At 66.7% G+C, this 25,367-nt stretch carries 14 protein-coding genes; 9 read left to right on the plus strand and 5 right to left on the minus strand.

The annotated features are described in order from the left end of the window. Positions 1-5: 5 nt before the first annotated feature. The 3 genes from K4043_RS01545 to K4043_RS01555 are packed head-to-tail and all read left to right on the plus strand — an operon-like array spanning position 6 to position 2,859. The gene (locus K4043_RS01545) at positions 6-1,040 is read left to right on the plus strand and encodes an ABC transporter substrate-binding protein (RefSeq protein WP_265307918.1); all 1,035 of its coding nucleotides are present in this window, start codon (positions 6-8) and stop codon (positions 1,038-1,040) included. Positions 1,041-1,060: 20 nt separating this feature from the next. Continuing rightward, on the plus strand, positions 1,061-2,095 hold the full coding sequence (locus K4043_RS01550; RefSeq protein WP_321160133.1) for an iron ABC transporter permease: 1,035 nt from the start codon (positions 1,061-1,063) through the stop codon (positions 2,093-2,095). Beyond that, positions 2,092-2,859: a heme ABC transporter ATP-binding protein gene (locus K4043_RS01555; protein ID WP_265307920.1), complete on the plus strand. Its 768-nt coding sequence runs from the start codon at positions 2,092-2,094 to the stop codon at positions 2,857-2,859. The genes K4043_RS01550 and K4043_RS01555 overlap by 4 nt, the downstream gene beginning before the upstream one ends. 30 nt (positions 2,860-2,889) lie before the next feature. Here the strand turns inward: K4043_RS01555 and K4043_RS01560 are convergent, their stop codons facing one another. Beyond that, positions 2,890-5,088 (minus strand): TonB-dependent siderophore receptor, encoded by a 2,199-nt coding sequence (locus K4043_RS01560; protein WP_265307921.1) that lies wholly within the window; start codon positions 5,086-5,088, stop codon positions 2,890-2,892. A 566-nt stretch (positions 5,089-5,654) separates the two neighbouring features. On the opposite strand from K4043_RS01560, the gene fusA reads away from it, so the two are divergent. Together fusA and K4043_RS01570 are read left to right on the plus strand one after the other, a co-directional pair. Further along, positions 5,655-7,697 carry an elongation factor G gene (gene fusA, locus K4043_RS01565; protein WP_265307922.1) on the plus strand — a complete coding sequence of 681 codons (2,043 nt, stop codon included), beginning with the start codon at positions 5,655-5,657 and terminating at the stop codon, positions 7,695-7,697. Positions 7,698-7,860: 163 nt separating this feature from the next. Continuing rightward, the gene (locus tag K4043_RS01570; RefSeq protein ID WP_265307923.1) at positions 7,861-8,787 is read left to right on the plus strand and encodes a M14 family metallocarboxypeptidase; all 927 of its coding nucleotides are present in this window, start codon (positions 7,861-7,863) and stop codon (positions 8,785-8,787) included. A 62-nt stretch (positions 8,788-8,849) separates the two neighbouring features. On the opposite strand, the gene K4043_RS01575 is transcribed toward K4043_RS01570, so the two are convergent. Together K4043_RS01575 and K4043_RS01580 are read right to left on the minus strand one after the other, a co-directional pair. Beyond that, positions 8,850-10,403 (minus strand): thioredoxin family protein, encoded by a 1,554-nt coding sequence (locus tag K4043_RS01575; RefSeq protein WP_265307924.1) that lies wholly within the window; start codon positions 10,401-10,403, stop codon positions 8,850-8,852. A 91-nt stretch (positions 10,404-10,494) separates the two neighbouring features. Then, positions 10,495-10,647 (minus strand): hypothetical protein, encoded by a 153-nt coding sequence (locus tag K4043_RS01580; protein WP_265307925.1) that lies wholly within the window; start codon positions 10,645-10,647, stop codon positions 10,495-10,497. Between the two features lie 62 nt (positions 10,648-10,709). Here K4043_RS01580 and K4043_RS01585 point away from each other — a divergent pair, with 62 nt between their 5' ends. The 4 genes from K4043_RS01585 to K4043_RS01600 all read left to right on the plus strand — a co-directional run bounded on the left by K4043_RS01585 (position 10,710) and on the right by K4043_RS01600 (position 16,180). Further along, entirely contained in the window at positions 10,710-13,703 is a 2,994-nt protein-coding gene (locus K4043_RS01585; RefSeq protein WP_265307926.1) for a TonB-dependent receptor, read from the plus strand. A gap of 127 nt (positions 13,704-13,830) precedes the next feature. After that, entirely contained in the window at positions 13,831-14,526 is a 696-nt protein-coding gene (locus tag K4043_RS01590; protein ID WP_265307927.1) for a hypothetical protein, read from the plus strand. 70 nt (positions 14,527-14,596) lie between these two features. Then, a complete protein-coding gene (locus tag K4043_RS01595; protein WP_265307928.1) occupies positions 14,597-15,316 on the plus strand; it encodes a hypothetical protein in 720 nt (239 codons plus the stop codon). Between the two features lie 75 nt (positions 15,317-15,391). After that, positions 15,392-16,180: a hypothetical protein gene (locus K4043_RS01600; RefSeq protein WP_265307929.1), complete on the plus strand. Its 789-nt coding sequence runs from the start codon at positions 15,392-15,394 to the stop codon at positions 16,178-16,180. A 54-nt stretch (positions 16,181-16,234) separates the two neighbouring features. Here K4043_RS01600 and K4043_RS01605 read toward each other — a convergent pair whose 3' ends face one another. After that, on the minus strand, positions 16,235-16,495 hold the full coding sequence (locus K4043_RS01605) for a hypothetical protein (protein WP_265307930.1): 261 nt from the start codon (positions 16,493-16,495) through the stop codon (positions 16,235-16,237). Continuing rightward, positions 16,492-25,203 (minus strand): glycoside hydrolase family 94 protein, encoded by an 8,712-nt coding sequence (locus tag K4043_RS01610; RefSeq protein ID WP_265307931.1) that lies wholly within the window; start codon positions 25,201-25,203, stop codon positions 16,492-16,494. The genes K4043_RS01605 and K4043_RS01610 overlap by 4 nt, the downstream gene beginning before the upstream one ends. Between the last annotated feature and the right edge of the window lie 164 nt (positions 25,204-25,367).

The raw sequence follows: 25,367 nt of genomic DNA on the forward strand, positions 1-25,367 counted from the left end.
CTGCCATGAAGTCGATTGTTGTCCGCCGCAGCCTGCTGGCGCTGTCTCTGGTTGCCGTGATCGCCGGGTGCTCGAAAGAGCCTGCCGCGCCGGCTGCCGATACCGCCGCGGCACCGGGCGTGCAGGGCGCCGAAGCGCTGCCGGAGGGCTGGCAGCGCGTGGTGGGCGTGGACGTGCCGGATATCGACGGCGCCACCCAGCAGTTGCCGGCACAGGTCACCTCCGATGATGGTGTGGCCACGACGGTGACCGATACCTCCAGGATCATTGCCGGTGGCGATGACATCATCGCCGTGCTCGAAGCGCTTGGTCTGGACGACCAGGTCTACGCCGCGCCGCTGCGCTCGGCCACCGCGTCCGGCCGCAAGGCTCCCAAACAATTTCTGTTCAACCGCACCACCGGCGTGGAAGGCGTGTTGAGCCTGCAGGGCACCCTGTTCCTGGGCAACAGCCTGCGCCGCCATTCCGATCTCGCTGCCAAGCTGCGCGGCGCAGGCGAGGCGGCGGTGATCGTCGACGATCTGCAGCCGGCCGCGGACAAGGTGCGCAAGGTCGCCGCCGCCGTCGGCATGGCCGAGCAGGGTGAAGCATTGGCCACGAAAGTGCAGTCGCAGCTGGATGCGGCCAAGGCCGGTGGTGCCGCATTGGCATGGCACCCGCGCGTGATCCACGTGTCCGCGACCGGTGCCGGCGGCGCGCCGACCGTGGCGGGCTCGGACAGCGCCTCGGGCAAGCTGATCACGCTCGCCGGCGGCATCAACATCGGCGACGAAGCCGGTGTGGCCAACTACTCGGCCCTCAGCAATGAAGGCGTGGTGGCCGCTGCGCCTGACGTGATCCTGGTGACCGAGAACGATCTGGCCCTGTTTGGTGGCCAGGCCGGGCTGTGGCGCGCCTATCCGACGCTTCGGCAGACGCCGGCCGGTGCGGCCAACCGCGTGTGGGTGATGCCGGATGTGGAGTTGAAGTCCGCCAGCGTCGCCTCGGGCAGTGGTGCGGTGGCACTGGCCGCGGCATTTGCAACCGTTCCGCGCCCGTGAGTGCCTGAGGCATGGCGGTGTTGAGTCCTGCGCGTCGCCGCGGCGCGACCGTGTTGATCTGGGCCGCGGTGGGGCTGCTGATCGCAGTCATTGCCTCGTTCGCGGTGGGCCCGTTGCGGTTGCCGCCGATGGAGGTGCTGCAGGCGATCGGCGTAAAGCTGGGGCTGGCCGATCCGGCCAGCGTCAGTACCCGCGACCTGGCCGTGGTATGGCAGCTGCGGATTCCGCGTGCCTTGTTGGGCGCGATGGTGGGCGCCGCACTGGCGATGGCCGGCGCGAGCCTGCAGGGGTTGTTTGGCAATCCCTTGGCCGACCCCGGCATTGTCGGCGTGACCCAGGGCGCTGCCTTGGGCGCGGTCTCGGCGATCGTGCTGGGTGCCGGCGCCTTCGGTGCGTGGACGCTACCGCTGGCGGCGTTCGCCGGTGCCGGTGGCGCGATCACATTGACGTACCTGCTGGCGCGACCGGGGCAGGGCACCGGCACGGCGACATTGCTGCTGGTCGGCATTGCGATCGCGGCGTTCTGCTCGGCGATGATCGGGTTCCTGACCTACATCGCCAGCGAGAGCGAGCTGCAATCGCTGGTGTTCTGGCAGATGGGTTCGTTGGCCCAGGCCGACTGGATGGACGTGATCGCGGTGGCGCCGGTGTTCGTGCTCGGCACGATCGCGTTGCTGCGTCTGGCTACACCCTTGGACATGCTCGCGCTCGGTGAGCGCCAGGCCCAGCACCTGGGGCTGGATGTGAAGCGCACGCGGCTCAAGTTGATTGCCTTCAGCGCGCTGCTGGTCGGTGCCGCCGTCGCCTTTGCCGGCTCGATCGGTTTCGTGGGTCTGGTCGTGCCGCACGTCGTGCGTCTGCTGGTCGGCCCCGGCCATCGCTGGCTGCTGCCGGTCTCGGCCGTCGCCGGTGCGCTGCTGATCGTGGTCGCCGACACCGCCGCACGCACGCTGGATCCGCCGTCGGAGATTCCGCTCGGCCTGTTCTCGGCCGCGCTGGGTGCGCCGTTCTTCCTGTGGCTGGTGATGCGTCAGCGCCACCGGAGCGGCGCATGAGCCCGCTGCTGCAGTTGCAGTCGGTGCAGTTGAGTCGCGGCGCGCGGCGCATTCTGGATGACATCACGCTGGATTTCGTGCCCGGCACGGTGACGGCGCTGGTTGGGCCGAACGGCGCGGGCAAGTCAACGTTGCTGGCGGTGGCCGCAGGCGATCTGGACGCGGAGCAGGGCAAGGTGCTGCTGCGTGGACAGGCGCTGGCGGACTGGAAAGCCAAGCCGCTGGCACGTGAGCGCGCGGTCATGCCGCAGGAGCACGCGGTGCGGTTCGCCTTCCGTGTGCATGAAGTAGTGGCGATGGGGCGGCTGCCGCATCCGCCGGATCCGGTCAAAGATGCGGCCTGCATCGCCGATGCGCTGGCGCGGGCGGACCTGCATGCGTTGATCGAGCAGGAAGTGGAACATCTGTCCGGTGGCGAGGCGGCGCGCACGACCTTCGCCCGCGTGCTGACCCAGGACACGCCGTTGTTGTTGCTGGATGAACCGACGGCGGCATTGGATCTGCGTCATCAGGAGCGCACCCTGCGCGCGGTCCGCGACCTGGCCGATGCCGGTGCCTGTGTGATCGTGGTGTTGCATGATCTGAATCTGGCCGCTGCGTATGCGGACCGGATCGTGTTGCTGGAGCAGGGCCGCGTGGCGGCCGATGGCACGCCGACCGAGGTCCTGACGCGGGAGCACATCGAGCGCGTCTACCAGCAGCCGGTGCTGGTGCTGCGGCATCCGCAGCGCGATGTCCCGTTGGTGGTGGTGACCGACGCCTAGCGCCGGGAGTTACCCCGGCGCCGCCACCCGTTACCAGCCGAAGCGCGCCGTCGCCATCACGGTGCGGCCGCTGCCGTAGTAGCACGACGACACGCCGGTGCAGGTCGATACGAAACGCTTGTCGGCCAGGTTGCTGGCGTTCAAGGCCAGCTGCACGCGGGTACTGCCGAACTGGCCGAGGTCGTATCGGATCGCGGCATCGAACAAGGTGTACGACGGGATGAGATACAGGTTGGCGCTGTCGCCGTAGCTCTTGCCGTTGTAGCGCGCACCGGCGGCCAGGCTCAGGCCCTGCAGAGCGCCGCCCTGGAAGGTGTAATCCGCCCAGAACGAGGCGCTGTAGTCGGGCACCATGATCAGTTCCTTGCCCTTGTACTGATCGCTGCGGGTCATCTCCGAATCCATCCAGGTGGCTGCGCCGATCAGGCTGAAGCCCTGCGTGGGAGTGACGCGGCCTTCCAGCTCAACGCCGCGGATGCGGCCTTCGCCGTCCTGGATCGAGCACCGCGCGTTGCCGGTATTGCCGCAGCTCATGTGGCTCAGGTCGGGATCCTGGGTGACCAGGTTTTCCTGGCGCAGGTCGTAGGCGGCGAGGGCGATCAGGCCGTCGATGCTGGCCGGCTGGTACTTGACGCCGGCCTCCCACTGCTTGCCATACACCGGATCGAACGCGCGCCGATCAAAACTCTGCAGCGCGCTCGCGGTGGAGGGCTGGAAGGATTCGGCGTAGCTGACATAGGGCGTGAACCCGCTGTCGAACACGTACAGCAGGCCGGCATTGCCTGAGAACGCCTCGCTCTTGATCACACTGCGCGGCTGCAGCACCGTCGCGCCCGTCACCAGGTTGCGGGTGGTGCTGGAGGAATCGTCCTTGGTCCAGTCATACCGGCCGCCAAGGGTCAGGCGCCATTGGCCAAGGGCCAACTGGTCCTGCAGGTACAGCCCGCTCTGGCGGTTGATGCCTTCGGTGGGGCTCAGCGAGGTGACGCGCGGCGTGTAACCGCTGTACACCGGGTTGAAGATGTCGATCGGTGCCGGGTTGCTCATCGCACCGCGCACGCCTTCCCAATCGGCCTTCTGCCAATCCCAGCCCAGCAGCAGGGTGTGGTCGACCGCGCCGGTGGCGAAGCGTGCCTGCAACCGCGTGTCCAGCGTATCGCCATCGGAATCGCCGGTGCCGTAGGTGGCGCGGCGCTTCTGGGTGCGGCCATCGGCGTTGAGCGCACCATCGGTGACCACGCCGCGGTACAGCGAATCCACGTGCGTGCGTCGCGCGCTCTGGCTCAGGGTGAGGTGATCATTGAACTGGTGCTCGAACAGCCAGCCTGCGGTCCACATCGTGCGGTCGAACGTGTTCCAGCTCGGCTCGCCGATGAAGGTGGTGTTCTTCATGTGGCCATACGGCGTGGCGTTGAGCGTGCCGGCCATCGGCAGGAACTGGTATGTCGAACCGCCATCATCCTTCTGGTACAGGCCGAGCAGAGTGATGCGGGTGCGCTCGGCCATCTGCCAGGTATAGCTGGGAGCGAGGAACCAGTGCTGCTGTGCGGTGTGCTTGATCTGGGTGTCGCCGTCGCGATACAGGCCGACCAGGCGGAACAGGTGGTCGTTGTCGGCCGTGCCGGCGCCGACGTCGAACGCCGCGTTGTACTGGCCATTGGCATCCACACCCACGCGCAGCTGCTGCTCCTGATCCGGTGTCGGCGTCTTGCTCACCTGGTTGACCATGCCGCCCGGGGCGACCTGACCGTACATTACCGCCGACGGGCCCTTGAGCACTTCCACCCGCTCCAGGTTCCAGCTGTCGAACATGCTGCGGTTCCACTGCGTGCCCTGCGGCGCGCGCATGCCGTCCAAGGTGACGTTGTTGGCCCAGCTGCCGGCATCGAAGCCACGGATGCGGAAGTCATCCACGCGGTTGTCGATGCCCGAGCTCTCCAGGCTGACACCGGCGACATAGCGCATCGCATCGTTGAGCGACTGCACACCGCGCGCATCCAGTTCCGCCCGCTCGATCACCGATACCGATTGCGTGGTCTCGGCCAGCGTGGTGTTGGTTTTGGTTGCGCCGCTGATGCTATTGGCAGCGCGGTAGGCATTGACGCGCACCGCGTCCAGATCGGTGGCGGTCTGGGCGTAGGCGGCGGGAACGAATGCGGTGGCCAGGCAGGCCAGGGCCAGCAGGTTGGGGCGCAACCGGCGCGGATGCAGGAGCAGGGAGCAGGGCATGGGCAACAACTCGAGAACGCGGAGGAAGGGGCGCTGGCGTGCCGTCCCGTGGTCGTACGGCATCCGCCTTGCGGGGGTCGCCGTAGGCGACGCATAGGCCGCCATTTTAAGGATTTCCGACGTATACGCAATTGCGACACATTCGCATGTCCGCAAATGGCCGGATTTGATTGTGCCAGCTACAGGTCGTAAGTTTACTCGTGAGGATCAGTGTTGCGCTGGTGATGCGAATAAAGGCTTGTAGCCGGTGATCAGAGGTCTACAATGCCGGCTACACCCCAGGTGACCCTCATGACTTCGATGCCGCTTCTGACGTTTTTTACCCTGATCCGCTATGTCGCGGCACGGGCGCGCCTGCCAATCGGAGTGCGAGGCTGCTGACCGGAACACCGGTCACCCTGGACCCCACGCAGAGCGCCCACCGGGCGCTCTTTTCGTTTCCACGCAGCAGAACTGTCTGAAGGAGAACGTGCCATGCACCAGATCGCCGAGCCCCAAACCTGGCCGCACGCCCGTTAGCCAACGGCGGCGTGCGGCTCCCCGATGTTGGCAGCGAGACCTATCCCATGAACACCCATACCCAGACCCTTACCCTCCGGCGCAACCTCGGCATCATTGCCCACATCGACGCCGGCAAGACCACGCTCACCGAGCGACTGTTGTGGAAAACCGGCGAGATCCATCGCGTCGGTGAGGTGCATGACGGCGCGGCGACCACCGATTTCTCGGCGATCGAGCGCGAGCGTGGCATCACCATCGGCGCAGCCGCCGTGCAGGCCCATTGGGCACCGCGCGACCAGCCGATCCATCACCTGACCCTGATCGACACCCCCGGCCATATCGATTTCGCGATCGAAGTGGAGCGGTCCCTGCGCGTGCTGGATGGTGCGGTCGCCGTGTTCTCCGCGGTGGACGGCGTGCAGCCCCAGTCCGAATCGGTCTGGCGTCAGGCGCGTCGCCACGGGGTGCCGCTGATCGCCTTCGCCAACAAGATGGACCGCACCGGTGCGTCCTTCGAACGCGTGCTGACCCAGCTGCGCGAGAAACTGCGTGCGACGCCGTGGGCGCTGGGCGTGCCGATCGGGACCGAAAGCCAGTTCAACGGCTGGGTGGACCTGGTCGACCGCAGCACCGTGCATTGGGATGACAAGGGCAACGCCCTGCGTCATGCCTGGACGACCGATGAGGCGGCGCAGTGGCTGCCGCAGCGCGAGGCGCTGATCGAGGCCGTGGCCGATGCCGACGACGTGCTGGCACAGGCGTGGCTGGAAGGCACGGTGATCGACAACGCACAGCTGCGCGCGGCGATCCGTCGCGGCACCCTGGCCGGTGCGGGCGTCCCGGTGCTGGCCGGCTCCGCGTTCAAGAGCAAGGGCGTGGAGACGCTGCTGGATGCGGTGGTCGACTATCTGCCCTCGCCACTGGATCGGCCGGCGGTGGTCGCCGCCGAGAACGGCAACGACGTGCTGCTGCCACCGGACCCGGAGGGCCCGCTTGCGGCGCTGCTGTTCAAGATCACACACCAGAACCACGGTGCGCTGAGCTTCGTGCGGGTGTATTCGGGCACGCTGAAGGTGGGCGACGCGCTGGCCAGTTCGCAGCATCCGCAGGGGCGACGGGTCAGTCGCCTGGTCCGGGTGCAGGCCGACCAGACCCACGACATCAAGCAGGCCGTGGCCGGTGACATCGTCGCGGTGCTGGGCTGGAAGGATGCGGTCAGCGGTGAAACGCTGAGTGCACCATCGCGCCCGCTGCTGCTCGATACGATCCAGGCGCAGCATGCGGTGCTGGCATGGCGGTTGACGGCGGAGAAGGCCTCGGACCTGATCCGCATCAGCCAAGGATTGGCCAGTCTGGCGCAGGAGGATCCGTCGTTCCGTGTCGAGACCGATGCGGACAGCGGTGAAACCCTGATCTGGGGCATGGGCGAGCTGCATCTGGAGGTGATGGTCGAGCGCCTGCGCACGGAGTGGGGCGTCACCATCCGTACCGGCGAGCCGCGCGTGGCCTATCAGGAAACGCCGAAGCGTGCGGTGCAGCGGGTGGAAGGCAAGGTCGCCAAGCAGACCGGCGGCCAGGGCCAGTTCGCCCAGGTGCTGATCGATGTGACGCCGCGCGAGGATGGCGAGGTGACCTTCGTCGACCGCACCGTCGGCGGTGCGATCCCGCGCGGGTTCGTCAACGCGGTGGAGAAGGGCGTTCGCGCTGCACTCGGCGAAGGCCCGCTGGGCCATCCGGTGGTCGGTATCGAGGTGACGCTGGTCGACGGTCAGACCCACGTCAAGGACTCCTCGGACATGGCCTTCCATCGCGCCGGCAGCGAGGCGGTGAAAGCGGCGCTGGCCCAGGCGGGCACGCAGCTGCTGGAGCCGGTGATGGAGATCGCCATCCACGCGCCGTCGGGCAATGTCGGCGATGTGGTCGGCGACCTCAACCGCCGCAGCGGACGGGTGGCCTCGATCGAGGACCAGGATGGGCAGGCCGAAGTGCTCGGCTATGCACCGCTGTCGCGACTGGGTGGCTACACCACCTCGCTGCGTTCGCTGACCCAGGGGCGCGCGTTTAGCGACATGCGCTTGAACGGGTATGAGGCGGCGCAGACGGCCTGATCGTGGAAGAGGAATGGCGAGGGAGCCGGGCAACCGGCTCCCTTTTTTGTGCCAGCGTTGGCAGTCCGCACAGCTCCCAAGGCCCGCCGCAGCTAGACTATGCACCGCATGTCGCTGGCAGCCCGACTGCCGCAGCGACCGGATTTCTCCTTGGAGTACGGCAATGACCAGCACGCATTTCTATCCGATTGGCACCCCCGGTCAGCCCTGGGGCGACGCGGAACGCGCCCAGTGGCGAGCCAATCAGCAGCGCCAGCGCAGCTATCACGACGATGTGGTGGCTGCACTGGAGCGCCTGGAGGACCGCTTCGAGGTGGTGCAGTACGGTCAGCTCGACTACGCGCCGGATCATTACCCGTTGTTTGCGGTGGTGAACCGTGAGTGGGACGCCTCCTTGCCGACCGCGCTGGTTACCGGTGGCGTGCACGGCTACGAAACCAGTGGCGTGCATGGCGCCCTGCAGTTCCTGGACGGACAGGCGGAAGCCTACGCAGGCCGCATCAACCTGATCGTGGCGCCCTGCATCAGCCCGTGGGGCTATGAGCGCATCCAGCGCTGGAATCCGGATGCGATCGATCCCAACCGCAGTTTCCGCGGCGAAGGCCTGATCGAGGAGGCGGCGGCGCTGATGCGATGGATCGCGGCGCGCGGCGATACGCTGCTGGTCCACATGGACCTGCACGAAACCACCGACAGCGATCTGCATGAATTCGATCCGGCACGCTGCGCACGCGATGGCATCGCACTGGTGCCGGACATCATTCCCGATGGCTTCTATGTGATCGGCAACAGCGAAGACCCGCAGCCGGCGTTCCAGCGGGCGTTGATCGCGGCAGTGGAGAAGGTCACCCACATCGCGCCGGCAGATGCAAAGGGCGAGCTGATCGGCATGCCGCTGCAGTCCCCGGGGGTAGTCTGGGGCGAGTCACGCTCGATTGGTGCGTGTGCCGGCTTCACCGAGGCGTTGTATGCCACCACCACCGAGGTATACCCGGACAGCCCGCGCACCTCGCCGCAGGAGTGCAATGCGGCGCAGGTCACCTCGGTGTGTGCGGGGCTGGACTTCGCGTTGAAGCATCCGCAGGGCTGATCAGAGACGCGCCGCACAGCGCAACCGCGCTGTGGTTGCGCGGCGGCCGTGTTCTTTCGCCGTCAGCTTTTCAGCCACCGCTCGCAGCCCGCTGTGCCCTCGGCAGAGGAGGCGGCCTTGGTGCAGGTCGCGGTCATCTGCGCCTGCAGTCGGGTCAAGCTCTCTGCGCCGTGATGCGTGCGGCTCCACGCCTGCAGCGCGCCGCCCAGCCGTTCAAAGCGCTGGCGCGTGCGCTGGTGGTAGCCCGCCGGCTGCGCTGCCAGATCGGCAATCACCTCGCCAGTGGCCTGCTCGATGGCTGGCGCATCGTCCGGTGCCAGGCGAAGCAGGCCTTCGACGTACAGCACGCCCCACTGCACGCGCGTGGCGGGGCCCTGCGCGCCCTGGTAGGCCTTGTGCAGCCACGAGAGGGCAGTGGCCTTGTCGCCGCGTTCCTCGGCAAGGTCGGCCAGTTCAGGCATGTAGTAGTACGGCGTCTGGCTGCGGTCGAGTTCGGCCAGCAGCAGTTTCTCGGCGGCTGCGTCGTCCTTGATCTGGCGCAGCACATACACAGCGGTGCTGATCGTGGCCTGGCGTTCGTGCGGGGTGGTCGCGGCAGCATCGGCAGCGGCGACGCGCTGCTGCGCCTTGGTCTTCAGTGCCGCCGGAATGGCCTGGTCGGGATGCAGCTGGCGCTGCAGCGCCAGCGCGGTGATCACGGTGCCCAGCCGCGCGTCCGCTTTGTCGCCCAAGGCGTGGTCGGCGGCATCCAGCGCGGACAGAAGCTGCGTGCCCAGTTGCTGGGCCTGCGCAGGGGTGGCGCTGGCCTGCTTCACCAGTGCCGGCCCTTGATACCCGAGCAGCTCGCGGTTGGCACGGACTTCCGCGGGGGCGGCAAGCACTGCCTCCAGCACGCTGCGGGTGGCGTCGCGCTGCGCCGGCGTTGCGGTCGCATCCGGCGTGCCTGCACCCAGCGCCAGCAAGGTGAAGCGACGCTGCAGGGCCGGTTCGGGCGCCGCCTTGGCCAACTGCTGAAGCAGTGAGGCCGCATCACGCTCGCCGGCCAGGCGATTGGCATCCACCTCCCAGCCGTAGTCGCCCAGCACGCGCCAGTCCTCCGTGCTGACGTCCTGTGGTGCCGTCAACGCGTGCTGCAGGACCTCGCTGACCGCGGTGCGCCGGCTGACGGCGAGGGTCAGGGCGCGGGTCAGTGCTTCGCTGTCATTGCCGCCGGCCAGGCGGGTGAGCTCATTGCGCTGGGGATCGAGCACGATCAGGGTCGGGTAGCCGCGCACCCCGAAGCGTTCGCCCCAGGCCTGGGCGCCTTCCTCATCGCCATCCAGGTAAACGGGCACGTACTGGCGCGTCAGCGCGATGAAGGCCGGGTCCTTGAACAAGGTCGCCTTGAGCTGGTTGCAGGGCGGGCACCACACCGCGCCCCAGTACAGCAGCACCGGCTTGCCGCTGTCGCGTGCCTCGGCAAAGGCGTCGTCCACGTCGCCGTGGCGCCAGGCGATTTCCGCAGGCGCCTGCTCGGTCGCAGCAGGCGTGGCGGTGGCAGCGGGGGAGGGGGCAGGCGTGCAGGCCGGCAGCAGGGCGACCACACCCAGCAGACCAAGGGACAGAGCAAAGCGCATTGAGGAATCCAGATAGGGACGCAGGGCAGGAGGCGTGCTTGATTGTAGGAAGCGCGGGACGCCGCGACTGCATGATCCTGATGCGGATTGCTCATGACGGCAGGCGCTGGCGTGATAAGGCGCGTGCGGGGCGCTTGAGCGCTTCGCCCGCGTAGCGTCCTGATGCAGCCCGCGCGGTGACGAATGTCATGTTTCGGTCGCGCGCGATATCGCCATCGGCGAACACGACATAACCCCTGCGCATTTCTCGATCGGGCCATGAGCAGGGTTAATGAAATCGTTTCCCCCACCAGCGATTGCCCCACGATGACGACAGCTCGTTCTTCCCTGCGCCCGCACCTGCTGGCGTTGGCGGTGTTGCTTGCCACCGCATCTCCCTTGGTACATGCACAGTCCACCACCGGCGCGATCGCCGGTCAGGCGCCACCATCGGCGCAGCGCATTTTCGTCCGCAGCGACACCGGTCTTACCCGGGAAGTAACGGTCGATGCGCGCGGTCGTTACACCGTCGGCCAGCTGCCCCTGGGCCGCTACTCGGTCGAAGCGCGTGATGCCGACGGCAACGTGCTGCAGACCCGGCAGAACGTCGCGCTCACCGTCGGTACCAGCACCGACGTCTCCTTCGCCGAGGTCACCCGGCTGGATGGCGTGCAGGTCAGCGCCGACCGCGCCGCGGCCGCCATCGATGTCAGCAGCGTGGATTCGCGCACCGTGATCACGGCCGAGCAGCTGCAGCGGCTGCCGCTGGGCCGCTCGGCCGAGGCCATTGCCCAGCTCGCGCCCGGCGTGATCGGCAACAGCGGCAACGGCACGTATGCCGGACCGACTGGCGCGCAGTTGGTGAGCTTTGGCGGTTCGTCTGCCGCAGAGAACGCGTACTACATCAACGGCTTCAACAGCACCGACCCACTGCGCGGCCTGGGCGGCCTGACGCTGCCCTATGGCAGCATCGACCAGCAGGAAATCTATACCGGCGGCTACAGCGCCAAGTACGGCCGCTCCGACGGCGGCGTGATCAATGCGGTCGGCAAGCGTGGCACGAACGAATGGCATTTCGGTGGCCAGGCGACCTGGGAACCCGCGTCAGCGCGCTCTGACAAAGATGACGTGCGGTATCCGGGTGACGGTGCGCTGTATGCGCCCGAGAGCAAGGACCGCGAGTGGGTCAGCACGCAGAGCATCTACGCCGGCGGCCCGCTGATCGAAGACCGGCTGTTCTTCTTTGGCTCCTATGAGCTGGAGCGACGTGAGGGCACCGACGTCAAGAATGTCGAGGCCACCAATGCGTATTCCAAGTACGAGTACGAGCGCCCCCGCTGGTACGCCAAGGTGGATTGGAACATCACCGACAACCACCTGCTCGAACTGACCGGCGCCTCCAGTCGCAACGTCTTCCGGGGCGACATCTTCGCCTACGACTATGACACGCTCACCCGTGGCGCCCAGCGCGGCAAGGAAGACACCACCAAAACCGGTGGCGACCTGTGGACGGCCAAATACACCGGCTACCTCACCGACCGGCTCACCGTGAGCGCGCAGTACGGCGAAATGCGCACGGATGACTACATCGGCAACCCGGCCTACGACGGCAGCCTGACCTACATCAACAGCCCCACGCTGCAGAATCCGGCATTGACCGGTGGTGCGCCGATCACCAATGCGCAGACCACCTCGCTGCTGGTCAATCCGGACCGGGGCAACCGCAGCAACAACCTGCGCCTCGATGCCAACTACGTGTGGGGCGACCACAGCATCACCGTCGGCATCGACAACCAGAACGCGCGTGCGCTGAATCGAGGCTCGGTCGCGTCGGCCGATGGCTACTACTGGATCTACGGGCAGTCCAACCCCAACGTGCCGATCAATACCGGCCTGGGCGTGCCGGCCACCGGCGGCATCCGCAATGGCGAAGACGGCTACTACGTGCGCCAGTACATCTACAGTGCGCTGGCCTCGGTGCGTGCGTCGCAGCGGGCGCAGTACATCGAAGACAATTGGCAGGTGACCGATCGCCTGTTGCTCAACCTCGGCCTGCGCCTGGATCAGTTCACCAACTTCAACCGCGATGGCGATGCCTACATCAAGCAGACCAGCGGTCAGTGGGCGCCACGTCTTGGCTTCAGCTGGGACGTCGATGGCGATGGCCGCTTCAAGGTGTTCGGCAACGTAGGGCGCTACTACCTCGCGCTGCCGCTTAACCCGGCGTTCAACGCAGCGGGTGCGACGCTTGCCACCTCGACGTACTACACCTACGGCGGCATCGACAGCAACGGCTACCCGACCGATCTCACCCAGTTCTCCGACGCGGTGTCGGCCAACAACAACTACGGCCTGCTGCCGGATGCGAAGACGGTGGCCACCTCCGGCATCGAGCCGTCCTACCAGGACGAGTTCATCCTGGGCTTCAGCAAGGCACTGGGCCAGAACTGGGTGTACGGGGCCAAGGCGACCTACCGCGTGCTGCGCAGCGGTGTGGACGACTACTGCGATATCGATGCGGTGCTCGGCAAGGCCAGCAGCCTGGGCTACAACGTGACCAAGGACAGCAACCCGGTCAGCTGCTGGCTGATCAACCCCGGGCGCGCCAACACCTTCAATCTGGTCGACACCGGCGGCAATTACGTGACCGTCCCGCTGAGCAACGCGGAAATGGGCTTCCCGCAGTTCAAGCGCAACTACTACGCGGTGAACCTCTCGCTGGAGCATCCGTTTGACGGTCGCTGGTATGCCCGCGGCGACTACACCTGGTCGCGCAGCTACGGCACCACCGAAGGGCAGCTGCTCTCCGGCATCGGCCAGACCGCCGTGTCCACGACCCAGGCGTGGGATTACGCCCAGCTGATGGAGCACACCAACGGACCGCAGAGCAACGATCACACCCATCAGTTCAAGCTGCACGGCTATTACCAGCTGACGCCGGAATGGCTGGTCTCGGCCAATCTCAAGGTGCTCTCCGGCTCGCCGTTCAGTGCGCTGGGCTCGTATGGGCCGGACTTCGAAGACCCTTCCGGCTATGGCATCGCGTATCACTTCTACAACGGGCAGCCGGCGCCTCCGGGCAGCCAGGGGCGCCTGCCGTGGCTGAAGCAGCTGGACCTGGGGGTGTCCTACCGCCCCGCGGTGGCCGAGGGGCGGCTGGGCTTCAATCTGGACGTCTTCAACGTGTTCAACAGTCAGGTGGCGCTGTGGAAGTCGCCGTACTCCGAGCTGGATCCGGGCCAGCCCGATCCGCTGTATGGCGCGGCAACCATCCGGCAGGCGCCGCGATCGCTGCGGGTCAGCGTGAGCTACGACTACTGACGGAGGAGAGTAGGGCGGGGGAGGGAACCCCTGCCTCTTGCGATGGCGCGGGCACCTTTCACGGAGAACGTGGCGCGCCGTTAACGGTGGGCGATGCAGTCTGGGGCCATTGACAGTGGAGCCCTTCATGCAGAACCAGATCCGAATCAAGGCAGGGTTGGCCGCGGTCGGTTTGACGATGCTGCTCTGCGCCTGTTCGCCGCAGGGTCAGGGTGATGCCGCCCCGATCGTGTCGCCCAGCGGCGCGGACCCGGGGGCAGCGAAGGCGGCTGATCCCGGGGGTGCCGTGAGCACGGCCGGGCGGCCAGCACCGGTCTATCAGGAGGGCGCTTCGGGCGTTGCGGTAGGTCCGGTCGCGGGGACGCGGGTGGCGCACGATTTCCAGCGCGACTACCTTGCCTCGCCGGCGTGGAAGCTGTTCGCACCGCCGGACAGCGTGGGCACACCGCTGGTAGCGTTGGTACTGGACGGCTCGGATCGGTTGACCGCCGGTGAGCTCCGGATCGGGCGAAGCGATAATGCCGCAGCAATCAAGACCTGCCTGGAGATGCCTGCCGAAGCGACCGGTCCTGCGGTGGCGGCCACGGTCGATATCGGCGGCGTGCCGTTCACCCACTTCACCGTCGGCGATGCCGCGATGAGTCATTACGTCAACGCGGAGAGCTACCGCGCGGTCCATGGCGGCGGCTGCTACGCGATCGATCTGGTCGTGGCGGGAACGCGCCCGGAGGTCTACGATCCGCCGCCCACGCCGCCGTTCGCGCAGGAGGAGGCGGCATCGCGATTGGCGGAGGCGTTGAAGACGGTGTACTGGGTGGAATGAGGGGCGTTCTTCCTGCGCTCGACTCTGGCGCTATGATCTGGTCTTGGCATGGAGACCTCAAGGATAAGGAATGGATGCCACGGCGGAATCACGAACATCTGGACAGCGGGATGCTGGGCTCGCGCTGAGTTTTTCCTGGCTGCACGATAAAGTGGCAGCGTACGTTGCTCATAGTCGCTATCCGAAGCCATCCCGCGTGGAGCGTGCGTCGGTCTGGGTCGGGGTAGGTGCCGCTGGCGTGGGGTTGCTCGTTGCCGCTCTGTCGCCGCGTGTCATTGCCCCACAGCTGGCGGCAGGGGTTTTGTCCGCCTGTCTGGCGCTGGAGCTTGCCGGGTTCGCGACCCACCTGATTCTCATGGCAAAGCGTGAACTGCCTCAGCTGCTCAAGCCGCGATTGGCGCATGCTGCCGAGATGGACTTCGATTTTGCGTACTGGCGCGAGCTCGTTGCAGAGCTGAGTGGGTTTCCGCGTGCGCAGAGGGAGGAGATGCTGAGATTCGCCAGCGCATTGCGCGATCGCATGAATGAGCGGATGGGCCTTGTTTACGGCGGCTTTCAGCGCCTGGGTATTTTCCCGGTGCTGGTCGCGCTCTATCTTCAGTTCCGCAACTGGAAATGGGGCGATTGGGCGTCGGCGTTCGATGTGAACATAGTGGCTGGCCTGCTCATCTGGATGATGGTGCTTCTGTATGCGGCGGGCTGGCTGCTGATCGGGTTGCGCACCCGAGTAGACACTTACGTCAATCTGCTTGAGTCGGCCCTTCAGGGCGAACGCGCTCCCGGCAAGTAACAAGAACCCCTTGCGCAGTTGGCGTGGGGGTTTGGACAGGCAATGTGGCCGTACTAGACTGAGTTCCCTAACCTGATGAACGATATGACCTCAGCTCAGCAGTTGGATACCTGCGAACACCTCATTCTAGCCGAGATCGGAGAGCCCGAAGAGAATGCGCTTCGCATCGTAGTTGATGAAGCGCTCGTGCTGGATCGGACGGAGTCAATTGAAATCAACGGCGTCTCGCTCAGCGGTATCCGGCCGATCGAGGTGACCACGGATTCTCGTCGTTTCGAGTTGATCTGGGGAACCTACGTAAGCTACGCGGTTCGAGATGAATCTTACTGCGGCTGGGATGACACAGAGGAATGGCAGGGCGAGCAACTGCGAATCTACTCCAAATCAACATTTTTGGACTTTGTCGCGGCTGGTACCTTCGCTGACGACGAGTACCCAGGACCGTTCAAGCACTACGCAGTGCACTGTGGTAACCACATCGTAGACGTGGCGTCGGAATCGGCGCCAATAGTACGCTGTACAACTCGGCAGCATGTTGGCGGTAACCTGGGTGAAGGCTCGCATCAATTGGTATGGCCTGCTGCTGGAGCAGGTAGAACCACGAAGGCGTTGATGGACTACTTGAAGCGCTCTGCGCTTGCCGCATTCGGCGCTTTCCTGATTCTTGTGCTCTACACGTTGGCGGCGCAACCGCTATCGATGTGGGAATCAAGCTCGCTTCTTCTACTTTTGCTTGTCGGCGCGGCCTGCGCCGTTGTGGCGGGTGTGATCGCAGCGGCACTCGTACGCAAACACCCTGTCGCCATGGTCCTGCTTGCCCAGGTGCTGATCATTCTTATCGTCGGATTCATCTGGCAGCAGTAGATGCCGCAGTCATGCAATGATGTTGCTGCTGGCCACTTTCGATAGCAATGGTCATCACGCACCTGGCTCTCTCGGCGGCACGCTGTCATCACGCTCGTGCCACGCCGGAATCTCCAGGGCATGCTCTTTGAGCATGGCTTGAATGCACGTGCACGCGTGGTCTCTCTCCGCCTGCGCGCATTGATCCAGAATTTCTCCAGCGAGCATTTCGAACTGGGGCCAGAACTGCGCTGGATGGCGCACCTGCGCCATCCAGTGGACCAGCATCCCGGCCAGCGCATCGAGCTGACCCTGTATCTCGGGACGAACGTTCATCCCGGGGGTGCGTCCAGGTCAAGGGCGACCTTGTAGTAATGGCCGTCGTCGCGGAGCAGGACGCTGAGGTCCGGCTGCAGGACGTCATCCACACGCAGTGTCGGCTGACCCTGCGCCGTGCGGGTCACCACGAACTCGTACAGGCTGCGCCCGAAGCGGTAGCTCAGTTCGAATGACGGCCAGTGATCGGGCAGGCACGGTTCAAGTGACAGACGATCGCCGTCGCGACGGATGCCGAGCAGGGATTCGACCAGCAGGCGATACATCCAGCCGGCCGAGCCGGTGTACCACGTCCAGCCGCCTCGGCCGACGTGCGGCGACACGGCGTAGACATCGGCTGCCAGCACATACGGTTCGACGCGGTAAGTCTGGACTGCTTCCGGGTCCAGCGCGTGGTTGAGGGGGTTGATCATCCCGGCCAGCTCCCAGGCACGCACCGCATCTCCCTGTTGTGCGAATGCCATGGCCGCCCACACGGCCGCGTGGGTGTACTGGCCACCGTTCTCGCGCACGCCCGGGACGTAACCCCGAATGTAACCGGGGTCCTCCGTGGTCTGGTCGAAGGGCGGGTCCAGAAGCTGGATCAGCTTGGCGTCCTTCCGCACCAGATGCGTGTACAGCGAGTCCAGGGCCTGCGTGGCGCGCTCAGGCGCGGCAACGCCGGACAGCACCGACCAGCTCTGGGAGATCGAATCGATGCGGCACTCCTGGTTTTGTGACGAGCCCAACATGGCGCCGTTGTCGAACCAGGCGCGGCGATACCACGCCCCATCCCACGCATGGTGTTCCAGGTTCTGACGCAGGCGTTCGGCCTGCTCTTCGCACCATTGTGCAAGGGAGGCATCGCCTCGGGCGTTGGCCAGCCCGATGAAGCGGCGAAGCGTGTCGTGCAGGAAGAACCCGAGCCACACACTTTCGCCGCGCTGCTGGTCGCCGACGCGATTCATGCCATCGTTCCAATCGCCGCTGCCCATCAACGGAAGCCCACGTTCGCCGAGCAACCGGCACCCGCGCTCCAGCGCAACGACACAGTGCGCATACAGGGTGCCGCGCTGCGCCGAAAGGGTGGGCATGTCGTAGTAGCCTTCCTCCTCCGGGGTCACCGCGCGACCCTCGATGTAGCCAACCACTTCGTCCAGCACGCTGGCGTCGCCGGTAACCTCCAGGTAGCGGGATGCGCCCTGGGGCAACCACAGATAATCGTCTGAGCAGCGGGTGCGCACGCCGCGACCTTGCGGCGGGTGCCACCAGTGCATCACATCGCCTTCGGTGAACTGGTGTGCCGCGCAGAGCAGCAGGTGTTCGCGGGTCAGGTCCGGGCGCGTGTGTACCAGCGCGAGTGCATCCTGCAGCTGGTCGCGGAAGCCGAACGCGCCGCCTGACTGATAGTAGCCACTGCGCGCGAGGTAGCGACAGCCCAAGGTCTGGTAGACCAGCCAGCCATTGGCGAGTGCGTCGAATGCCGGGTCCGGCGTGCGTACCTGCACCGTGGCCAGCACGTTGCGCCAGTGGATGCGCACGGCGTCCAGTGCATCAATCGCTTCCTGATTGCCCTGGCGGCTTCGTGCCAACGCCAGGGTTTCCTCGCGGTCGCGCCCCGCGCCAAGGCGGAACGTGGTTTCACTGCGGTCGCCCGGCGCCAGCTCCAGCGGCACCTGGATCGCCGCGCAGGGATCCAGGCCCGCACCTGCCCGTGCATCCAGACGTTCGCGACGCAAGGCGGCCGGTGCGTGCAGGCCGCCGTTGCGGCCGATGAACTCCAGGCGGTCGCAGGTCCAGCCGCAGCCCTCGGCATCGGTGTCGAAGAAGGCCATCCGGCCGCCGAACTCGGTGCTGTAACTGTTGCGCGCCATCAGCGCCCCGGTCTGCGGGTCGCGTTCGGTGACCACATGCATGCGCGACTTCGGGCGCAGGTCACCCATGACCCACTCCACGTAGCCGATGGCCGACAGCCGCCGTGGCCGGCCCGACAGGTTGTGCAACCGCAGGACCGAGAACTTCAGCGCGGCCGTGACATCGACGAAGACCCACAACTCGCTGACGATGCCGTCCTCGATGTGCTCGTACACGGTGTAGCCGAATCCATGGCGCGTCCGGTACGCCCCGGTGCCTCTGCACGGCAGCGGCATCGGCGACCAGACACGGCCGGTGTCCTCGTCGCGCACGTAGAAGGCTTCGCCGCCGGTATCAGACACCGGATCGTTGAGCCAAGGCGTCAAGCGGAATTCGTGTGCATTTTCGAACCACGTATAGCCCGGTGCACTCTCGCTGACGACCGTGCCCAGGCGGGCGTTCGCGATCACGTTCGCCCAAGGCGCCGGGGTCGGGGCGCCTTCGCGCACCACCACCACGTATTCGCGGCCGTCCTCGCTGAAGCTGCCGGTGCCGTTGTCGAATCGGCCGGCGCCGCGGTACGGAAGGAACGGCCACGGGTCGTCCACCTCTTCGTCGTGCTCGGCGCCCGGCGGCAGTCCGGGTTCGGGCCCGGGGTCGGCGACGACGGGCAGGCCTGGCGTCTGTTCCATCGCCAGTGCCAGCTCCGGTTGCTCCGCCTGCGGCACCAGGGCCGGAATGCGTCGCACGGGCAGGGGCTGGCGCCCCACCTGAGCAGCCAGCGTGCCGTCCTCGTCGCTGAGCACCACCCTCGCCACCGCCTGCAACAGGATGCGGTCCTCGTGGCTCATGTTCTGCACCGGCCGCACGAAAATCCCGCCGGGGCGATCGAGCAGGCCCGTCTCGGAACTGGCGGCGACCATCCCCAGAATCTGGTCCTGCAGTTCCTGCCGATAGCCGGCCTTGCTGTCGTTCCAGATGACGAGGTCGGTGTTGAGTCCCTTCTGGCGCCAATACGCATGCGCCTGCACCAGCTGCCTGACCAGTTCTATGTTCTCCGCGTCGGTGACTTTGAGCAGGACGATGGGCAGGTCGCCCGAGATGGCATGGCCCCATAGCCCGGATTGTCCGCGCTGGTTCTGCTGCAGGACCGCGTCGCCCGCGCGCAGCAGCGGATTGGCATACAGCACGTGGCTGGCCAGGCGCTCGTACAGCGACGCCTCGGCCTGGCTGGCGTTGATCTGCCGGCGCACCACCTGGCTGTGTGTCCAGGACAGGTCGAAGACACGGTCGGCCAGGCGACGGTCACGGTATTTGTCGACCATCGCCTCGCACCCGGAGCGGTCCGCGCCAATGCCATACACCATGTCCAGCTGCACGGTCTGCTCGGGCTCCAGCACCACGCGGACGCGGATGGCCACGATCGGGTCGAGCACCGAGCCGTCCGTACCGGAGAGGTCGGTATCGGTGGTCAACGCCTGCGGCGTGCGCGGCGTGTTGCCACGCCCCAGGAAGCGCGAACGGTCGGTTTCGTAGGAGATCGACACCACCTCCGCATCATGCACCGCGACCAGATGGAACATCCACGGCGGTATCTCGTCGTGCGAACGCGGCCGGCGCGTGCATAGCACGGCCTGCTTGGCGTCCAGGATCTCGCTCTGCACGAAGAGGTTGCTGAAGGCCGGATGCGCGTCGTCCGATGCTGCGGGCGCCAGCACCACTTCGGCATAGGTGGTGATCTCCACCGTGCGCTGGCGACGGCCGCGGTTGGTCAGGCGTAGGCGCCTGAGCTCGATGTCGTCCTCAGCGGAGATGGCGACCTGCAGATGGCTCTCGCAGCCGCGGCGGGCACCGCGGAACTCTGCCTTGGCGTCGGAGAAGATCGCCTCGTAATGGTCCAGCGTCACGCAGGTAGGCTGGTAGGCGGCAGACCAGAACTCGCCGCTGTCCACGTCGCGCAGGTAGCAGAACGTGCCCCAGGCATCGGTGGTGCCGTCTTCGCGCCAGCGGGTGAGTGACAGGTCGCCGTGGCGGCTGTAGCCGCCGCCGGCATGGGTCAGCATGCCGTGGTAGCGCCCATTGGAGAGCAACTGCACTTCCGGGCGAGGGCCAGCAGGGTCGCGCAGGACGCGCAGGGAGGTCTCGTGCTCGGCCATGGCGGAGTGCTCGCCGAGGGATTCGACCTCATGCGGATGGAACACGCCGATGCGCGGAATACGTTCCTGCAGCAGCAGCAAGGTGGCCTGGAACTCGGTATCGGCAACGAAACGGCGCTGCATCGGCTGGTCGCGCAACAGGTAGTCCAGCGACAGCAGACCCATGCCCTGGTGGTGGGCCATGAACGAACGCAGCAGAACGTGATCCTGCCCCGGCGGTACCCGGGCGGGGGTGTAGTCGATCGCTTCGTACATGCCGAAGCGGCCGGAGAACCCGAGACCTTCAAGTGCCTGGAGGTTCTGGCACGCCGCCTCCGGTGCCACCATCAGCGCCATCATGCTGGCATAGGGCGCAATGACCCGATCCTGGCCGAGGCCGCGCTTGAGCCCCAACCCGGGCACGCCGAACGCGCGGTACTGGTAGTTCAGGCGGGCATCGACCGCGTTATAGCCGGACTCGGACACGCCCCACGGCAGGTTCAAGGTGCGGCCGTACACGATCTGCGCCTCGACCGCATGCCGCGCGGTCTGGTCGAGCAGCGTGTCCGGATAGCTGGGCATCACCAGCTGCGGCATGAGGTACTCGAACATCGAGCCACTCCACGACAACAGCGTCGGTGTGCCGTTGACCTCGGTGAGCATCCGCCCGAGCGCAAACCAGCTTTCCTGCGACAACTGGCCCTGGGCGATGGCGACGAAGGCGCACAGCCGCGCTTCGGAAGCCAGCAGGTCGTAGAAGCTGTTGTCGAGGCGATGGTCGTCGACGTTGTAGCCGATCGAGAGCAGGTTGCGGGTACGGTAGAACAGGAACCCGTACTCCATCAGCGAGAACTGTCCGGCGCGGTGCGCCAGCGCCTGCAGTTGCTCGATGCGCGCGCGCGCGTCCGCACCGGCGGAGCCGGGCAGGGTGGCCAGCTGCCGCAGGCTCGGTACTGGCGCCTCGACGTCCGCGCCGGCATCGGCAGGGAGGTCGGCGAGTGTCGCGTGGGCGGCATGGCATTCGGCAGCGAACAGGGCCGGCCAGTGCAGCTCACCTTCCTCGGGCGCTGGTGGTGCCGGCCACTGCGCCAGTACGGCGTCGGCCAGACCGGCCAGCTCCTGCAACCGGGCGAGCAGCTGTGCCGTCCCACGGGGTTGGTCGGTGCGCGTAGAGGCCAGGCGCTGGCGAAGGTGGTTGAGTGCCTCGCCCAGGGGCGCGTCAGCAGGGCGATGGCGCTGCCGTTCTTCTTCCAGCACGCCGAGCGTATCGGCCAGGCCGTCGAACGTGTGCGGTGCCAGCACCGGCGCATCCACCAGCGCGAGCAGGCCTTGGCGCAGCGTCAGCAGGTGGCCGGCCAGGTTGCCACTGTCCACGGTGGAGACGTAACGCGGCTGCAGCGGCGCCAGGGTTTCGGTGTCGTACCAGTTGAGGAAGTGGCCGCGGTGTCGCGGCAGCTGGTCCAGCGTATCGAACGTGAGCGCGGTACGTTCCGCGACCGCGCCCAGCTGGAGCCAGCCGAAATCCCACGCAGAGAGATTGGCCAGCAGCGACAGGCCGATGTTGGTCGGCGAGGTGCGCCGCGCCACCACCAGCGTTGGATGCTCCTGGATGTTATCCGGCGGCAGCCAATGATCCTGCTCGCGCACCCACGCCTGGAAGAACGACCAGGTGCGTCGCGCCAGCCGGCCCAGGAAAGCCCGCTGTGTCACGGACAGTTCGGCCACGCTTGCGGCCGGCGGCCGGCCGAGCCACGCCATCAAGGCGGGTGCGAAGACCCACGCCAGCAGCAGGGGCAGGGCGACAGGCAGCGCCTGCGGAGCCAGGCTGACCACCACTGCCGCCAGCGCAACTGCCAGCAACGATGCCGGCGCCATCACCCGCCATTCCGCGCCGCGGTCGCTGCCGAGGCGGCGCTCGACTTCGCTGGAGGGGTTCCATTGCAGCAGGTGGCGGCGGGTGACGGTCATGCGCCAGAGCGTGCGCAGCACCGCGCCACCGGCCAGCAACGCTTCGTAGGGCAGACACGCGACCTGGGTGGCCGCGCGCAGCAACGACTGCAGCGTGCCGCGCCCGACCATGATGTAGTGCGCTTCCAGCGGGGTGTCGTCCGGAACGCTCAGCGCATCGCGCAGCATGCCGATCAGCGGCGGTGCGAACCACAGTGCCAGCACCCATGCCGTCCACGCAGCCGGGCGTTCGGCATACAGCCAACCCGCCACCAGCAGGGCCAAGGCAGCGATCGGCACCAGGCTCCGGCGCAGGTTGTCCAGCAACTTGCCGCGCGACAGCAGGCTGAGCCGGTTGCGTTCCCATCCCGATCCCGGGCGCGGTGTCCACGGCATCAACCAGGGCAACAGCTGCCAGTCGCCGCGGATCCAGCGCGCACGGCGCTTGGCATCGGCGGCGTAGCGCTCGGGATAGTCCTCGTACAGGCGCACATCGCTGACCAGGCCGGCGCGTGCATAGCAGCCTTCCAGCAGGTCGTGGCTGAGGATGCGGTTCTCGGGCAGGCGGCCCTCGAGCGCATGCTCGAACGCTTCGACGTCATAAATGCCCTTGCCCACGAACGAACCTTCGTCGAACAGGTCCTGGTAGACATCCGAGACCATGCGCGAGTACGGATCGATGCCGGGCTCGCTGCCGAACATCCTGGCAAACCGCGAGGTGCGGCGCGTGCCCAGACTGGTGCCGACGCTGGGCTGCAGAATGCCGTAGCCCTCCACCACGCGTTGCAGCGCCGGATCGAAGCGCGGGCGGTTGAGCGGGTGCGCGAGGGTGGCGACGAAGGCGCGTGCGGCATCCCGCGGGAGCTGCGTGTCCGAATCCAGGGTGATGACGTAGCGGACGCCGATCAGGGCCGCCGTGTCACCGACGGTGCGCATGAACGCGGCCGCATCGCCCTGGCGGAGCAGGGCATTGAGGGCTGCCAGCTTGCCGCGCTTGCGCTCGTGCCCCATCCACACCCCTTCGCCCGGGTTCCATTGCCTGGGGCGGTGCAGCAGGTAGAAGCGATCGCCGCGCTCGGCCGCATAGCGACTGTTCAATTCCTCGATGCGCTCCACGGCGTGCGCGAGCAGCGTGTCGTCCGTCGGCGTCTCGGCTGCCGCGGCATCGAGAAAGTCCGTCAGCAGCACAAAGCGCAGCTGAGGGTCGCGGTTGGCCAGGAAGCGGACCTCCAGTGCTTCGGTCAGGACATCGATGCCGTCGATGCTGGACAACATCGAGGGGACCGCGACCACGGTGGAGCAGGCGGCAGGGATACCTTCGCTGAAATCGAGTTTGGGAAGCGGCCTGGGGGTGACCAGTACCGTTGCCGTCCAGTTCACCAGGACGATGCCCAGCTCGCTGAACACCAGCAGCCCGAACAGCGCGGCCAGCCAGACGGGCACCGAGCCACTGCCCGAGGCCAGCAGGCCAGCGGTGGCCACCACCGCCAGCAGGGCGATCGGCAGCAGGTACAGGGCAAGGGGCACGCGATGCGCCAGTCGCCGTGCCTTGCGGCGGCGCGGTGCCGCCTCGGCCACGGCGTCGACAGTGGCGTTCACGCCTTCGCCCACGAGCCAATAGCCCACGTGCGTACGTGGCCCATCGAGCGGCGCGGCCGCCCGCGCCAGATCCAGCGCGATGGTTGCAACGCGTTCTTCCGCGACGCGGCTACCGCGCGCGATCTTCTCTACGACATGGCGATAGGCATCGCGGGTGCCGAAATCCATCTGCGGATAGACGGCCATCGGGTCTTCCCGCAGCCGCTGCTCGACCACACTCATGTCTTCGACAAAGGTGCGCCAATCCATGGTGGACAGAAAGCGCAGGCTGCCGATGCTGTTGCCGATGGAGACCTGGTCGGCCGCCTGCTGCTGCCCCTCGGCGGCGACCAGTTCGTCGATGCGCTGCCCAGCCGCGGCGGCCCACTGTTCCAGCCAGGCGATGGGCATGGCCCACGCGCCGCCGCGCCCCTGCAGCGAGCGGGTCAGCTCGGCGATGAACGCGCCGGTCAAGGGCGGCTCGGAGCGTGCCATGTCGGCCACCACGAGGACGACATCGGTCGGAGTGTCCGACGCCGCGCGATTGAGGCTGTCCGCCCATTGGGCAGCCAGGCCACGGTCCGTCCCGTCGCGCATCACCCGCGCCGCCATCCGCCGCAGGTTCTCCAACAGCGCCAGGCGCAGCATGATCGGAACGGCCCACAGTTCGCCCAGGCTCAGCGGCGCGAGCGACTGGTACGAGGCGATGAAGCGGCCAAGCGTATCGGCATCAATGCGGCCATCGCCGTGCGCGATCGCTTGCATCGACAGCTCATACACGCGCGGCAACCCGGCCGAGGGGCCGGCGACCAGCGAAGGCAACTGCCGGCTGTAGCCGCGCGGCAAGTGGCGTCGCGCGGTCTGGATCTGTTCTTCGATCAGGTAGTAGTTGTCGAGCAGCCATTCCCCGGCCGGGGTCACCGGCCGCTGTTCGCGCACTACGTTGCTGAGCAGGGTGTTGGCATCTTCCAGGACACGCTCGTTGGCCTGCAGGCGATCGAGCAGGCGCTCTGCGCCTGGTCGCATCCGCACCCGATGCTGGCGCGCCAGGGCGCGGCCGTACACCTCCATCTGTTCAACGCTGTACAGCGCGGCGCGCAGGGGGACCTCGGTGGCTTCGATGGCCGGGACCGAGGCCTGGCGCTCACGCCAGCGCCAACGGACAAGACGACGCAGGCGGAGCCAACGACCAAAAAGACGGCGAAAGTGGGGCATAGGTTACCGAGGGGGGCAGGTCGCGTCCTTGCATAGTTGCATTCGGGGTGGCGTGGTAACTGTGAAGGCGGGGAGAGGTCGAGCGGCCCGGGTGGCCGTGGCGAAACCTCAGGCCGTCGGTACAGTGCAGCCGGCAATCGTCAGCGGCCTGTAGGTTCGAGGGC

The organism is Stenotrophomonas sp. SRS1 (assembly GCF_026130205.1).
Classification (GTDB): Bacteria; Pseudomonadota; Gammaproteobacteria; order Xanthomonadales; family Xanthomonadaceae; genus Stenotrophomonas; species Stenotrophomonas rhizophila_B.